18 protein-coding genes are annotated in these 14019 nt (G+C 66.8%); 10 read left to right on the top strand and 8 right to left on the bottom strand.

All coding sequences use genetic code 11. The annotated features are described in order from the left end of the window. Nucleotides 1-3: 3 nt before the first annotated feature. On the bottom strand, nt 4-726 hold the full coding sequence (gene nth, locus ACUJ46_RS01185) for an endonuclease III (RefSeq protein ID WP_445388631.1): 723 nt from the start codon (nt 724-726) through the stop codon (nt 4-6). 21 nt (nt 727-747) lie between these two features. Here nth and ACUJ46_RS01180 point away from each other — a divergent pair, with 21 nt between their 5' ends. Both ACUJ46_RS01180 and ACUJ46_RS01175 read left to right on the top strand, forming a co-directional pair. Next, nucleotides 748-1230 (top strand): DUF2244 domain-containing protein, encoded by a 483-nt coding sequence (locus ACUJ46_RS01180; protein WP_445388630.1) that lies wholly within the window; start codon nt 748-750, stop codon nt 1228-1230. After that, nucleotides 1227-1856 carry a DUF938 domain-containing protein gene (locus ACUJ46_RS01175; RefSeq protein ID WP_445388629.1) on the top strand — a complete coding sequence of 210 codons (630 nt, stop codon included), beginning with the start codon at nt 1227-1229 and terminating at the stop codon, nt 1854-1856. Before ACUJ46_RS01180 ends, ACUJ46_RS01175 begins: the two co-directional genes overlap by 4 nt. 123 nt (nt 1857-1979) lie before the next feature. Here the strand turns inward: ACUJ46_RS01175 and ACUJ46_RS01170 are convergent, their stop codons facing one another. Both ACUJ46_RS01170 and ACUJ46_RS01165 read right to left on the bottom strand, forming a co-directional pair. Next, on the bottom strand, nt 1980-2249 hold the full coding sequence (locus ACUJ46_RS01170; protein WP_445388628.1) for a GlsB/YeaQ/YmgE family stress response membrane protein: 270 nt from the start codon (nt 2247-2249) through the stop codon (nt 1980-1982). Nucleotides 2250-2355: 106 nt separating this feature from the next. Then, the gene (locus tag ACUJ46_RS01165; protein WP_445388627.1) at nt 2356-2832 is read right to left on the bottom strand and encodes a PRC-barrel domain-containing protein; all 477 of its coding nucleotides are present in this window, start codon (nt 2830-2832) and stop codon (nt 2356-2358) included. Nucleotides 2833-3208: 376 nt separating this feature from the next. Between ACUJ46_RS01165 and ACUJ46_RS01160 the strand changes: the two genes are divergently transcribed. Beyond that, entirely contained in the window at nt 3209-3496 is a 288-nt protein-coding gene (locus ACUJ46_RS01160) for a hypothetical protein (RefSeq protein ID WP_445388626.1), read from the top strand. 94 nt (nt 3497-3590) lie between these two features. Here the strand turns inward: ACUJ46_RS01160 and ACUJ46_RS01155 are convergent, their stop codons facing one another. The 3 genes from ACUJ46_RS01155 to ACUJ46_RS01145 are packed head-to-tail and all read right to left on the bottom strand — an operon-like array spanning nt 3591 to nt 6306. After that, nucleotides 3591-5507: a sensor histidine kinase gene (locus tag ACUJ46_RS01155; protein WP_445388625.1), complete on the bottom strand. Its 1917-nt coding sequence runs from the start codon at nt 5505-5507 to the stop codon at nt 3591-3593. Continuing rightward, nucleotides 5504-6046, bottom strand: a complete 543-nt coding sequence (locus ACUJ46_RS01150; protein WP_445388624.1) for a sigma-70 family RNA polymerase sigma factor — start codon at nt 6044-6046, stop codon at nt 5504-5506. The genes ACUJ46_RS01155 and ACUJ46_RS01150 overlap by 4 nt, the downstream gene beginning before the upstream one ends. Further along, complete coding sequence (locus ACUJ46_RS01145; RefSeq protein WP_445388623.1) at nt 6043-6306, bottom strand: NepR family anti-sigma factor; 264 nt, start codon at nt 6304-6306, stop codon at nt 6043-6045. The genes ACUJ46_RS01150 and ACUJ46_RS01145 overlap by 4 nt, the downstream gene beginning before the upstream one ends. A 248-nt stretch (nt 6307-6554) precedes the next feature. On the opposite strand from ACUJ46_RS01145, the gene ACUJ46_RS01140 reads away from it, so the two are divergent. From ACUJ46_RS01140 to ACUJ46_RS01115, 6 genes are all read left to right on the top strand, one after another. Further along, complete coding sequence (locus ACUJ46_RS01140; protein WP_445388622.1) at nt 6555-7361, top strand: response regulator; 807 nt, start codon at nt 6555-6557, stop codon at nt 7359-7361. A gap of 92 nt (nt 7362-7453) precedes the next feature. Next, nucleotides 7454-7651, top strand: a complete 198-nt coding sequence (locus tag ACUJ46_RS01135) for a CsbD family protein (protein WP_445388621.1) — start codon at nt 7454-7456, stop codon at nt 7649-7651. A gap of 88 nt (nt 7652-7739) precedes the next feature. Further along, nucleotides 7740-8087: a hypothetical protein gene (locus tag ACUJ46_RS01130; protein WP_445388620.1), complete on the top strand. Its 348-nt coding sequence runs from the start codon at nt 7740-7742 to the stop codon at nt 8085-8087. Nucleotides 8088-8267: 180 nt separating this feature from the next. Continuing rightward, complete coding sequence (locus ACUJ46_RS01125) at nt 8268-9764, top strand: sensor histidine kinase (protein ID WP_445388619.1); 1497 nt, start codon at nt 8268-8270, stop codon at nt 9762-9764. A 6-nt stretch (nt 9765-9770) separates the two neighbouring features. Next, complete coding sequence (locus ACUJ46_RS01120; protein WP_445388618.1) at nt 9771-10214, top strand: response regulator; 444 nt, start codon at nt 9771-9773, stop codon at nt 10212-10214. Beyond that, nucleotides 10211-11254 (top strand): histidine kinase dimerization/phosphoacceptor domain -containing protein, encoded by a 1044-nt coding sequence (locus tag ACUJ46_RS01115; protein ID WP_445388617.1) that lies wholly within the window; start codon nt 10211-10213, stop codon nt 11252-11254. The genes ACUJ46_RS01120 and ACUJ46_RS01115 overlap by 4 nt, the downstream gene beginning before the upstream one ends. 43 nt (nt 11255-11297) lie before the next feature. On the opposite strand, the gene ACUJ46_RS01110 is transcribed toward ACUJ46_RS01115, so the two are convergent. Both ACUJ46_RS01110 and ACUJ46_RS01105 read right to left on the bottom strand, forming a co-directional pair. Further along, nucleotides 11298-12278: an aldo/keto reductase gene (locus ACUJ46_RS01110; RefSeq protein WP_445388616.1), complete on the bottom strand. Its 981-nt coding sequence runs from the start codon at nt 12276-12278 to the stop codon at nt 11298-11300. A gap of 1 nt (nt 12279) precedes the next feature. Then, nucleotides 12280-12729: an acyl-CoA thioesterase gene (locus tag ACUJ46_RS01105; protein WP_445388615.1), complete on the bottom strand. Its 450-nt coding sequence runs from the start codon at nt 12727-12729 to the stop codon at nt 12280-12282. Nucleotides 12730-12832: 103 nt separating this feature from the next. Here ACUJ46_RS01105 and ACUJ46_RS01100 point away from each other — a divergent pair, with 103 nt between their 5' ends. Beyond that, complete coding sequence (locus ACUJ46_RS01100; RefSeq protein WP_445388614.1) at nt 12833-14017, top strand: acyl-CoA dehydrogenase family protein; 1185 nt, start codon at nt 12833-12835, stop codon at nt 14015-14017. Nucleotides 14018-14019: the final 2 nt, after the last annotated feature.

Genomic DNA, 14019 nt, shown 5'->3' with positions numbered 1-14019 from the left:
CTTTCAGGCAGCTGGCTTGCGGCTGCCTTTGCGCGGTTCGGGTGTCTTGGGCATGTGGCGGCACCAGCTGGCCACAGGGCAACGCCAGCATTCGGGCTGGCGTGCCTTGCACAGATAGCGCCCGTGGAGGATCAGCATATGATGGGCCGGTCGCGCCCAGCGGGCCGGCACCTGGGGCACAAGCTGCCTTTCCACGGCCTCGGGCGTCTTGCCGTCGCACAGGCCGATTCGCCGCGCCACCCGGAAGACATGGGTGTCGACCGCCAGGGTCGGTTCCCCGAAGGCCTCGTTCAGCACCACATTCGCCGTCTTGCGGCCCACGCCCGCCAGCGCTTCCAGTTCGGCGCGGGTGCGTGGCACCGCGCCGCCATGCCGCTCGATCAGTTGTTCGGACAGGCGGATCACATTGGCCGCCTTGGCGTTGAAGAGCCCGATGGTGCGGATATGCTGGCGCAATCCCTCAAGCCCGAGGTCGAGCATGGCCTGCGGTGTCTGCACCGTCTGGAACAGCGCCTTCGTCGCGCGGTTCACTCCGGCATCCGTCGCCTGCGCCGAAAGCACCACCGCCACCAGCAGGGTATAGGGGTTCACATAATCGAGTTCCGTCCGGGGGTCTGGGTTTGCCGCGCCCAGCGCATCGAAGATCGCCTCCACTTCGGCAGGCGAAAGCGGCCGCGCCTTGGCGGCGCGTACCGGGGGCTTTTTGTCACTGGGCGTACGGGCCATGAATTTGCTAGAGCAGCCCGCATGCGACCCCGCAAGCCCGCCATCTTCGATCTTGAAATGCGCCCCAGCCGCTCGCTCGACCGGCGCAGCTTCTGGCTGATGATCGCCGGCGTCTCCCTCATCTTCCTTCTGATGGGGGTGCGCTTCCTGATGCTGGGCGCCTGGCCCATCCTGCCCTTCATGCTGGCCGATATCGCGCTGCTGGCCTGGGCCATGCGCGCCTCCTACCGTTCGGGCCGCGCGTCCGAGCATCTGCGCCTCGATTCGGAGGGGCTGGAATTCATCCGCATCGCAGCGCACGGCCAGGCCCGGCGCACGCGGCTGGAACCCTGGCACGCCCGTGTCGAGCTGGAGGAACTGGGCGAGGCTGAAAACCGCCTGTGGCTCAGGGCTGGCGACCGCCGGCTGAGGCTGGGCAGCTTCCTTTCCCCGGCGGAAAGGGCAGCCATCGCCGATGTGATCGACGACGGGCTGCGCCGCTTCCGGCGCGGCGACCGGCCATGACGGAAGACCCGCGCCTTTCCTCGCCGGCGGCCCATCGCAACCGGGATCCCATTCTTGCCGTGCTGCGGAAGGTGCTGCCGGAAACGGGCAGCGTGCTCGAAATCGCAAGCGGCACGGGCGAGCATGTGGTCCATTTTGCCCGTGCACTCCCGGCCCTGTCGTGGCAGCCGAGCGACCCATCACCTGAAGCCCGGGCATCCGTTGCCGCCCATGCCGCCGATTCAGGGCTTGCGAACATCCGCCCGGTTGCAGCACTCGATGCCGCGCGCGGGCAGGAAGCAGGCGCATGGCCGGTCGAAAGGGCCGATGCGATCCTGTGCATCAACATGGTGCACATAAGCCCCTGGGAAGCAACGCAGGGGCTGATGGCCGGGGCCTCGCGGCTGCTTCCGCCCGGCGGGTTGCTCATCCTCTATGGCCCCTATCTGCGGGACGGGGTGGAAACGGCGCCATCCAATCTGGCCTTCGACACCGACCTCAAGGCTCGCGACCCGCGCTGGGGCCTGCGCCGGCTGGAAACGGTCTCCGCCGAGGCGGCGGCCCATGGGCTTGGGCTGGAGCGGATGGACGAAATGCCGGCAAACAACCTTCTGCTCGTCTTCCGCCGGGAGCAGGGACCGGCCTGACGCCGCCCCCATGACAAGGCGCCATTCCATGACAATGCGCCATTAAGAACTGGCGCCACAAGGAACAGGGGCCGCGACCATCTCAGGTCGCGGCCCCCGGCCATTGTGTGTCAGGGCAGGCGCTTACCGCACGCGGCCCCGACGGAAGAGGTTCACGATCCCCAGCAGTACGATGGCCCCGAGGAACGACGCAAGAAGCGAGCGGATATCCATCGCGCCCGAAGTGATCGGTGCGCCGCCGATCAGTGGCGTGATGAGGAAGCCGGCGAGAAAGGCGCCGACGATTCCGACAACGATATTCAGAAGAATGCCCTGTTGCGCGTCGGTACGCATGACGATGCTGGCCAGCCAGCCAAGGATGCCGCCGACGACGATGATGAGAAGAAGGCCCATGTTCAGTCTCCTGCCAGATGCTGCACGGATCGTTTACGCCCGTGTCCGGTGATGGAATGCCGGGGGCTGTCGCTCCCCTGCTTTGGATGTGCGTTTTCCGTCGGGCTCAGGGGCGCGGCTGCGGCGAGGTGCCAACCGCCATGCTGCTACCCACGCCCGCCGTGGAGGGCGGCATCACGCCATAGTGGCGGTCAGCGTCCGGGCCCCATTTCCCGCGGTCGATCTGGGCGCGGTCATAGCTGGGCGCGTCTTTCAGCGTCGCCCCGGCCATGTCGATGCGATAACCGCCGACCGACGTGTCATAATCGAGCCGGTGCCAGGGTACGGGGTGATATTTCTCGCCGATGCCGAGAAAGCCGCCGAAGCTCATGATCGCATAAGCGACCTTGCCGGTATATTTGTCGAGCATGACGTCATCGATGGCGCCGATCTTCTTGCCATCGCAGTCATAGCAGGCGGTGCCTTCGACCTTGCTGGCGGAAATCAGCGTCCCGCTTTCATCGCGTGGAAAATCACGCCCATTGCCCAGGCCATCATGGCGGGCGGTGTCCTGATCCTTGCTGCTGTGCATGTGCTGGTTCATGTCTGTCCTCCGGTATCGGGCCGGTGTTCCGGCGCTCATGCCAACAAAACCCGGAAGCCCCCCGAATGTTCCACGCCTGCTTTTCCCTTCGAAACAGGACCGGATGAAAGAAATGAAGAAGGGCACGAAGCATGGCGCGCCCCGCATCCTTGCAGGCCTGATAGAAGCGGCATTGAATAGTTTTTCCATACATGCGCCGATGGCCTGGATATTTTTCAGGAACCTTTCCGGATCAGGCCGGTTCTCCGCTCATGCCCACTGGCCAGACCCGCACTCGCACGGGGCAGGTCGGTTTTTCGCCCCCACGGGGCAGGCCAGGGGCCGGACACATGCGGCTGCATCCGGGGGGTGCGCTGCAAGACAGGAGGCAGACAAGATGAACGCCAATCCGCACGACAGCAGCACCAGCGGCAATACCGGTCGCGTCGTCGCCATCATCCTCGTGGCCGCAGTCGCGGTTCTCGCCCTTGCCTGGGCGCTCGGGCTCTTCAACGTCGACGCCTCGGGCAAGCTGCAGGCGCCCGATGTGAAGATCGAGGGCGGTGAAGTCCCCGATGTACAGGTCGAGACTGCCGATGTCAGCGTCGGCACCGAGACCGCCACCATCGAAGTGCCCACGGTCGATATCGACAAGCCGGGCGACGATGGGAGCGCCAACCGCTAAGCCTGACGAAGCCGGAATGAAGGCCGTGGCCAGCCTGGCCACGGCCTTTTTCATGCGCGCCTTCAGGCGCACCCGGAACGGCTGGCCGCGCCCTTCAGCCAGGCTCTTCAGATGATGTCAGGATCGCGCGTTCGAACCGGTCAAGATTGGCTGCCGGCATCTCGAGCCGGATCAAGGGCAGGCCATCCGCATCGGCACCGACAAGACAAGTGCCGCCAAGCTGCCGCGCGAGCGCCCGGAGCATCCGCGTCTCCTCGTCGGCGATGGGGCATGCCTGCCCGCCACCACCAGTCCGGATGGCCAGCAGCGCCGAACCACCTGCCAGACGGAAGGAAAGCCGGAACCATGACGCGCTTCGCCCGGCGCCGGCGGCTTCATGTCCCGCATTCTCCCCTTCCGGGGCCGGAGGCCTCGCCATCAGTCCGGCGGCTTCCACGATCCAGAGGGACAGCGGCACAGCCGTATCGATGCTGATGTCGGCCGCATCCGGTCTCTGGTCCAGGATGAACCCGCTGACACCCGGCATCGACCGCCCCAGAAGGGCCGCCAGCTCTTCCAGAAGCTGCCGTGCCCCGATGCTGGTTTCCTGCCCGGCGCTGTAATGCAGCCGGTGCACGAGCGACAGGACCGCCACACGCAGGCGGACATGGGACAGCACATCCCGGCCCTCGCCGGGGCCGGCCTCGCGCGCCTGCAGGCTGAGATAGCTGCCCATGATCTGCAGCGTGTTGCCAACACGATGATGCAGTTCGAGGGTCAGCGCCTTCTGGCGCGCGATGGCGGCCTTCAGCGTGCGGTCGCGCTCCGCGATCATGTGCGCCATGGCCTGCAGGTCCTGCGCCAGCGCGCGCATTTCTTTCGGCGCATCGGCAAAACGCCCCTCGCGCTGGATGTAGCGCCCGGCGCCGATTTCGCGCGCCTTGTCCCCCAGCCGCCCCACCCAGCGCAATATGGCATGGTTGGCGCCCACCCAGATTGCGGCGGAGGCCAGCACAAGCGCCAGGACCGGAAGCGCGAAATAGCTGGCGATGAACCACCATTCCTCGGTGAAGAGGTAGGGTGCAGGCGCCGCCGTCACGACATGAAAGGCGCCCTCGGGGTCCGTATCCGGCAGCAGCGGCTCGGCCACATAGGACCAGCGGTGACCATCGGCATCCCGGGCGCTGAACATGGCCGCCGCTCCGGTGCCGTCTCCATGCTCCTCATCATGCTCTTCTGCACCCGAATCATGGGCATATCCGGGGGCGTTACCGGGGGCGTTGCCGGGCGCAATGGCGTGCCGGGGATCCAGCGACAGCCGGCCCCAGTCAACCGGCCGGGTGGACAGCAGGATCCGCCCTGTCCCGTCCACCAGCATCACCACGGCGTTGCGGGAATGTTTGTGGATGCGCACCCTGTCCTGAAAGGCGCGCAGGTCGATCGAGGCAGCGATCATGCGCCCCCCCCCTGCAGCACCCTCCCGGTCCTCCGGAACGGGGCCATCCGGCACGGGAAGGACGGCCACGAAAACGGTGCGCCGGGAATGCGTGCCCCAGACTGGCGGCAGCAGCCGGAAACCCGGCCGTTCAGCGACCATGCGCCAGGCGCTCCAGCCGGCCATGCTTTCACCCACCATCTCGGGCATGGCCGAGCAGAGGACCCGGCCATCGGCAGTCACGAGCGACAGCTGGGTATAGGGGTCCAGCGCGTTCCACGCGTTCAGCAGCGCCGGGCCGCAGCGCGCCTGCTCGCCGGACAGCACATCCGGGTTCGTGGCCAGCAGCGACAGCAGCATGCGGATGTTGCGGATCTCGCCCCGTTCGGACATGGCGGCAAGACGCGCAGTATCGGCCAGCGCCTCGGCATGGAGCGCCCGGTCACGGTCGAGCCGAAAGATGCCGTTGATGGTGGCAAGGGCCGCCAGCGGCAGCAACGAGGCCAGCACCACCAGCAGCATGGCCGAACGGACACCCGTGCGCCGCGCGAGAGACGACAGCAAACCTCGCTGTTCGCCCAGCACGCCGCCTGTCACGTGCCGGCCGGCACAGCGTGCCGCAGCGCGCGCGCAGGGCTGGCCGGGGCGGCCTCGGGTGGCCCGTCCATATAGCGTTTCAGCGCCTGCCGCCCGCGCGTGATGCGGCTTTTCACCGTGCCCAGCGGGCAGCCCATCACATCGGCGATCTCGTCCCACTGGAGGCCCGATTCCAGCAGCACCAGCGCCTCGCGCTGTTCGGCCGGCAGGGTGGCAAGGCCGCGCTGCAGGTCGGCAAGCGTGCGCTCCCCGCCCTGCGTTGGCGGGGTTGTCATCACATGCGCCGGGCTGTCGGGATCATAGGCGACGAAACGCCGGGCGACCGTTGCCGTGGTGTAGAAATGGTTGCGCAGGATCCGGAACATCCAGGCGCGGAAATTGGTGCCCGGCTGGAAGGACTGGCGCGCCGCCCAGGCCTTGGTCAGGGCCTCCTGCGTCAGGTCGTCGGCAAGGTCGCGGTTGCCGCAGAGGCCGCGCGCAAAGGCGCGCAAGGACGGGATGATGGCGACGAGGTCGCGCCTGAAGACCGTATCGCTCATTTCGCGCGCTCCACGGCATCCGGGCCAGCGGATGCAAGGTCGTTTCCGCCCTGCTCTTGGCTTTCAGCGCCGCCGGCCCGCGCATCGATCGCATCGAGAATGGCAAGGAAATCATCGGGCACCGGCTCATTCTCGACATCGGCCCACAGCTGCCGCAGCCCGAGGGAGATGGGATCATCGCTCCGGCCGCGCCGCCTGCCTGCCTGCTGTCCGCCCGCTTGCGAGCCGGTGCCGCGCTTCCTGTCCTGATCCGCCTTCATGCACAGACCCTTTCCGCTTTACTGGTCGCCTTGATTGCCGTCTTGATTGCCGTCTTGATGCCCACTGGATTGTCACCATGGCCATGCATCTGTCGCTTGCCGAACAGGGCATGTGCAAAAATGTTCCCGGCAATCGGGAACAGAAATGTCCATCCCCGGTTTCATGCGGATGACATCAGGCCATCGCGGCCCTTGGCGACCTCTGGCAGCCCCAGGCAGCCCCAGGCAGCCCATGACGGAGATTGTGAATGACCGACACCGCCGTTTCGCTTCGCGCAACACTCGGGCCGCACCTGCCCTTCCTTCGTCGCCATGCCCGCGCCCTCACGGGTTCGCAGAAAAGCGGCGACAGCTTCGTCCGCGCGACGCTCGAGGCGCTGCTGGAAGACCCTGCCAGCCTGCCCGCCGGCAGCCCGCCGAAGCTGGCGCTGTTCCGCCTGTTCCACGCCTGCTGGGGCCCGCATGCCGATGCGGCGTCCGTCGGGGCCACTACGGACGAAGGCTCCGAAGGCCATGACGTGCTGCCCGGCCTTGCCACCGGCCGGCGCGAGGCCCTGCTGCTAACAGCCGTGGAAGGGTTCAGCACCCATGAGGCGGCCGAGATCCTCGGCCTTGGCACGGACGAGGTGGAGGCCGCCATTGCCGGCGCCCTTGCCGCGATTTCGGACGCCATCCGCTCGCGTGTGCTGGTCATCGAGGACGAGCCGATCATCGCGATGCACATCGAGCAGATCGTCGAGGACATGGGGCACAAGGTTGTCGCCAGCGCCACCACGCGCGACGAAGCCGTGGAAGCCGCCACGCGGGAAGCACCGGACCTCGTGCTCGCCGACATCCAGCTGGCCGACGGATCGTCCGGAATCGACGCGGTGAAGGACATCCTCGACCGGTTCGACGTGCCGGTCATCTTCATCACGGCCTACCCCGAACGCCTGCTGACAGGCGAGCGGCCCGAACCCACCTATCTGGTCACCAAGCCCTTCGAGCCGGAAACCGTGGTGGCGACCATCGGCCAGGCGCTGCTGTCGCGGCAGAAGGGACTGGCGCCGGCCTGAGCGGCGGCAATCAGCCAGCCGGCTGGCGGAACCATTCGCCCGCTTGCCTGTTATCCTTTCATGACATTCACGCAGAATTGAAAGGACAGGCCATGAACTGGGACAGGATCGAAGGCAATTGGACACAATTCACCGGCAAGGTGAAGGAACAGTGGGGCAAGCTCACGGATGACGACATGACTGAAATCGCCGGAAAACGCGATGTCATGATCGGAAAGATCCAGGAACGCTACGGAATCGCCAAGGACGAGGCCGAACGCCAGATCGATCATTTCACGAAACATAGCTGATCACACGCCCCGCAGGGGTGTCAGGCATGCGGCAGGCCCCTTAGCTGGCCAGCCGCTGACGCCCGGGCGAAGCAGCGGGAGAAAGACCATGACAGCCAAGGTTTCCGGGCAGGGCGTGCCGCAGGCGGGCCTTCCCGGAGAGGATTTCGATGCCGCCGCGGCCGACCCCTCGGCCTTCTATCCGGCGCCCGAAGCCATCATGTCGGACCCGGAACTGAGCCATGCGCAGAAACTGCGGTTGCTGCAGGAATGGGGCCATGACATCACCGACCACCAGACGGCCACGAACGAGGGCATGGCGCCACCGGATGCGGAAACCCGCACGACCGAAGCCGGTCTTGCCCAGCGCATCAACGCGCTACTCGACCAGCTTGGCGCGGCGCCGGAGGGCGATGACAGCCCCGGCCGCACAGTCTGGAAGCGGCTGGGCAGCTGATGCAGGCAGCAGGACTTCACGCGCGGAACTGCCCGTTGCGGCACCACCTGCCGGCGTGACGAACAGGCGACCCTGAACTGGGGCCAGTCCATCGTGGCTGGCCCGTTTTTTACTGATCACGATAGAGACCTGGCGACACGCTATACGTCCCGCTCCCATGCTGTTACTCCTTTATCCCTGATGCAGGCCTTCCGCGCATTTCGCCCCCTGCCGACCGGCAAGGTGAAGGACTGGCTGCCGCTGCTTTTCGGCCTCGTCCTCGTCATCCTGGTCGGCGCCATGAGCGCCCGGCTGGTGCTGATGAATGGCCGGCACAATGCAGACCTCGTCCGCTCCCTCGATCTTCTGGCTGCCGGCGCCGAGCTGAACCTGCACGTCACCGAAGCCGGATCAGCGCAGCGCGCCTTCATGGTCACCGGCCGGGACGTCTTCCGCCAACGCTATCATGATGCCATCCGCCATATCGGCCCGGATTTGCAGAAGCTCGAGGCGCTGGCTGGAGGAAACCCTGACAAGGCCCGTCAGGTGGCGGACCTGCGCCGCCAGACAGAAGCGCGCGTCCGCGAGCTGGAAATCGTCGACGAACTGGTCCTTGCGGGTGACATCCGGCAGGCGGCCGAACGCATCTTTCTTGCCCGCCTGCAGGTGGATGCCATCCGCCTGAAGCTCGATGGCCTGCTATTGACGGAACGCAACGCCCTCGATGCCCGGCGCGACAGGGCGCTGGAAAGCGGCCGCTGGCTCCTGCTGATGACGATTGTCGGCCTGGCGCTTGCAATTCTCCTCGTCGGCACGTCAGTCTTCAAGCTGCGCGCCCGCGCCCGCGAGCTGGAAGCCGCCAACGCCGAAGTCCGCGCGCTCAATGCAGGGCTGGAAAGGCGCGTTGCCGAACGCACCGCCGATCTTGCCGAGGCGAACGAGGAAATCCAGCGCTTCGCCTATATCGTCAGCCACGATCTCAGGAGCCCGCTGGTGAACCTGATGGGCTTCACCGCCGAGCTTGAAGAGTCGCAGCAGGCGATGGCCGGGCTTGTCGACAGGCTGGAGGCCGAGGGGCCTGACAGGGTGGAACGCGCCGAGCGGGACGCGGTGAAGGTGGACATGCCCGAGGCCATCGGCTTCATCCGCGCCGCCACCACCCGAATGGACCGGCTGATCAAAGCCATCCTCCAGCTGTCGCGGCAGGGCCGGCGGCCGCTTTCACCCGAAGAGGTCGATCTTTCGGCGCTGCTGACGGGCCTGTCGGCGGGGCTGAAGGCCCAGCTGGAACAGGCCGGCGCCACCATCAGCCTCGGGCCGCTGCCAGTGATCGAGAGCGACCGCCTCGCGCTCGAGCAGCTGTTCGGAAACCTTCTCGACAATGCGGTGAAATATCTGCGCCCCGGCGTGCCGGGCCGGATAAGCGTCTCGGCCGAGGAAAAGCCGGCGCTGGTCCGCATCCATGTCGCGGATAATGGCCGCGGCATCGCCCGCGAGGACATGGAGCGCGTGTTCGACCTGTTCCGCCGCGCCGGCCCGCAGGACCGGCCGGGCGAAGGCATCGGCCTTGCCCATGTGCGGGCGCTTTGCCGCCGGCTTGGCGGCGCCATCACCCTCGACAGCACGCCCGGCCAGGGCAGCCGCTTCACCGTCAGCCTGCCAAGGCGACTGTCGCGCCATCTCGATCAGCAAGGATAGATCCGCATGCCCAACCGCACCGAACCGCGCCAGGTCACGATCCTGATGGTGGAGGATGATGCGGGCCACGCCCGCCTGATCGAACGCAACATCCGCCGTGCCGGCGTCTGCAACGAAATCATCCACGCTGCCGATGGCGCCACAGCCCTCGATATCCTGAACGAAGGGCTGGCGCGCGCGCACCGCCCCACCCTCGTCCTCCTCGATCTCAACCTGCCCGACATGAGCGGCATCACCATCCTCGAGCGGATGAAGGCCGCAGAAGGGCTGAAGCGCATTCCCGTCATCATCCTGACAACCACCGATGACGAGCGCGAGATCCGCCGCTGCTACGACCTTGGCGCCAATGTCTACATCACCAAGCCGGTGGATTATGAGCAGTTCGCCACCGCCATCCGCCAGCTCGGCCTCTTCCTGTCCGTGATTCAGGTGCCCGAGGCTGGGGAATGACCGCCGTGGCGGATGGCGTTCCGCTTCGGCTTCTCTACATCGACGATGATTACGGCTTTGCCCGGCTCGTCAGCCGGGCGCTGGGACGCAAGGGGTTCGAAACCGTGCATGCCCCCGGCGGCGACGAAGGCCTTGCCCGGCTGGACGAGGGCGGCTTCGACGTGATCGCGCTTGATCATTTCATGCCCGGCCGCTCGGGAGAATCGACCCTCGCGGCCATCCGCGAACGGCCCGGCGCGCCGCCTGTGGTCTATGTCACCGGCTCGGATGAAGGGCGGGTGGCGGTTGCAGCGCTGAAGGCGGGGGCCGCCGATTATGTGCTGAAGGATGCCGGCGAAAGCTTCTTCGACCTGCTCGCCGAAACCCTGCGGCAGGCGCATGAGGCAGCGCGCATCCGCCAGGAAAAGCGCGCGGCGCAGGCTGAGGTCGCGGCCCAGCGCGACCGCGCCGAAATGCTGCTGAAAGAAGTGAACCACCGCGTCGCCAACAGCCTGGCGCTGGTGTCCTCGCTGGCGCACATGCAGGCGTCCGCCCTGCCCGACGGCCCCGGCCGCGACGCCATGCGCGACTTCCAGCGCCGCGTCACCGCCATCGCCCAGGTCCACCGCCGCCTCTACACCTCCGACGACGTGACCATCGTGTCCCTCGACAGCTATCTTTCCGGCCTTGTGGAGGAGCTTTCGGCGGCGATGGAGGAAGGCGGCGCCCACCCGCGCCTGCGGCTCGAGGCCGAACCGGTCCGCGTGCCGACGGACAAGGCCATCGCGCTTGGCGTCGTGGTGTCGGAACTGGTCACCAACGCCGTGAAATATGCCTATGCCGGCCGGGAACCGGGCGAGATCCGTATCCGCCTCGTGCGGGACGCCGATGGCGTGGCACTGCTGGTGGAGGATGACGGCATCGGCCTGGGAGATGGCCCGCCCAGGGGCACGGGGCTTGGCAGCCGGGTGCTGGAGGCCATGGCGCGGGGGCTGAAATCCACCCTCAGCTACGCGCCATCGCCGGGCGGAACCCGCGCCCGCCTGCATTTCCAGCCCTGAAGCGAGGCCAACCCTGAAGCGAGGCCAGGCCTGAAAGCGGGCTTCAGCCGTGCCCGGCGACAGGGTGCGGCAGATAGGCGGCCTCCAGCCGGGCGATATCCTCGTGCGTCAGCCTGACCGAAAGGGCGGCGATGGCGTCATCCAGATGGGCATCCCGCGTCACGCCGATGATGGGCGCCGTCACGCCCGGCACGGCCAGCACCCAGGCCAGCGCCAGCTGCGCCATGGGGATTCCGCGCTCGGCAGCCATACGCTCCACGTCGGCGACGATGGCGCGGTCATTCTCTTCCATGCGGGTGTAAAGCGTGCCGCCGAAGATGTCGCGCCCGGTGCGCCATGTCTCCACGCCCCATGGCCGCGCCAGCCGGCCCCGCGCCAGCGGGCTCCAGGGGATCACGCCCACCCCCTGGTCGCGGCACAGGGGCAGCATCTCGCGCTCCTCCTCGCGGTAGAGGAGGTTCAGATGGTTCTGCATGGAGATGAAGCGGGTCCAGCCATGGCGCTCGGCAACCGCCTGCGCCTTGGCGAACTGCCATGCATACATCGAGGATGCCCCGATGTAGCGTGCCTTCCCGGCCTTCACCACGTCGTGCAGGGCCTCCATCGTCTCCTCGATGGGGGTGTGCGGATCCCAGCGGTGGATCTGGAAGAGATCGACATGATCCATGCCAAGGCGGCGCAGGCTGTCGTCGATCGCCTGGAAGATCGCCTTGCGCGAAAGCCCGCCCTGGTTCGGCCCGCGCCCCCAGGGCATGAAGCATTTGGTGGCCACCACGATCTCGTCGCGCCGGGCAAAATCCTTCAGCGCGCGGCCGATGATCTCTTCCGACGTGCCGCCCTGATAGGCGTTGGCGGTATCGAAGAAGGTGATCCCGGCCTCGACCGCCCGGCGGATGAGAGGGCGGCTCGCCTCCTCGTCGAGCGACCAGCTGTGCGGACCCCTGTCCGGCACGCCGAAGCTCATGCACCCAAGGCACAGGCGCGATACCCGAAGCCCGCTATTCCCGAGGCGCTTCAGCTCCATCTCAGTCCCTCCCGATCATCCGCGCCTGCAGCGCTTCCCGTTCGGCATCGCTCAGCGGGGCGGAAACGCCATCGATCGCCTTCACCATGGTGGCGGTTGCAAGGGCGGCGCAACGCCCGTCCTGGAACACAGCCTGCGCCAGCTGCCAGGATGACCGGCCGATGCGCTCGACCGCCGTGCCCACCTCGACCATGCCGGGGTAGCGCACCTGGGCCAGAAAGTCGGTGGTGACGCTGGCGAACAGCAGCTGCAGCCCGCCGGGCGGATCGACAAGCGAGGCCTCGCCGAAGATGCGCATGTTCATGTCGGCGCGGCCTTCCTCGAAATAGCGGCCGATGGCGCCATTGTTCACATGGCGGAAGCCGTCCATGTCGGCATAGACCGGGCGCAGGGCGATCAGCTGGCCATAGCCCCCGCGTGACAGACGGAAGTGTTCATCCTTCAGCGGCATCCCGGCATCTCCCTCCGACCCTTTGATCAGTGTCATGGCATGTCGATCGGGGCTAGTGCCTTCCCCGGACGAACGTTGCCAGGGAAAAAAGGAAGGACAGGACATGTCGAGCCATGCGGAACAGCTGACGGAGGCCGAGGTCACGGCGCTCGCCGATGCGGTGGAGCGCTTCGTGCGCGATGTGGTGGCCCCTTACGAGCGCGACCCGCGCTGCGGCGCCCATGGCCCCACGGAAGAGCTGGTGATGGAGCTGCGCGAAAAGGCGCGCGCCGCCGGCGTGCTCACACCCCACATCCGCCCGGATGGCCGCCACCTGACGCAACGGCAGACAGCCGTGGTCCTCCAGCGGTCGGGCCTGTCGCCGCTCGGGCCTGTCGCAGTCAACACCATGGCGCCGGACGAGGGCAACATGTACCTGCTGGGCAAGGTTGGAAGCCCCGAACTGAAGGAACGCTTCCTGAAGCCGATGGTGGAAGGCCGCGCCCGATCGGCCTTCTTCATGACCGAGCCAGCCGAGGAGAATGGCGCCGGCTCGGACCCCTCGATGATGCAGACGACCTGCCATCTCGATGGAAACCACTGGGTGATCAATGGCCGCAAGGCCTTCATCACCGGCGCCGAGGGCGCAAAGGTCGGAATCGTGATGGCGAAGGCAGAGGAAGGGGCCTGCATGTTCCTGGTGGACCTGCCCAACCCCGCCATCCGCATCGACCGGGTGCTCGAAACCATCGACAGCTCCATGCCCGGCGGCCATGCGGTCATCACCATCGACAATCTGCGCGTTCCGGCGGACCAGATGCTGGGCGAGGCCGGCGAGGGCTTCCGCTACGCCCAGATCCGCCTGTCCCCGGCGCGGCTTTCGCACTGCATGCGCTGGTATGGCGCCTGTGTCCGGGCGCAGGAAATCGCCACGGCCTATGCGGTGAAGCGCAAGGCCTTCGGCAAGCTGCTGATCGATCATGAAGGCGTCGGCTTCATGCTGGCCGAGAACCGGATCGACCTGAAGCAGGCCGAGCTGATGATCGACTGGTGCGCCAGCGTCCTCGACACCGGCGCACTGGGCACCAAGGAAAGCTCGATCGCCAAGGTCGCCGTGTCGGAAGCGCTGATGCGCATCGCCGACCGCTGCGTGCAGGTGATGGGCGGCGCCGGAGTGACGGGCGACACCATCGTCGAGCAGGTCTATCGCGAAGTCCGCGCCTTCCGCATCTATGACGGCCCGACCGAAGTGCACAAATGGTCGCTGGCCAAGGCCATCAAGCGCGAGGCGCTGACGGCGCAGGGCTGAAG

The organism is Sandaracinobacteroides sp. A072, from assembly GCF_052616365.1.
This window is presented reverse-complemented; position numbering and strand designations above follow the sequence as displayed.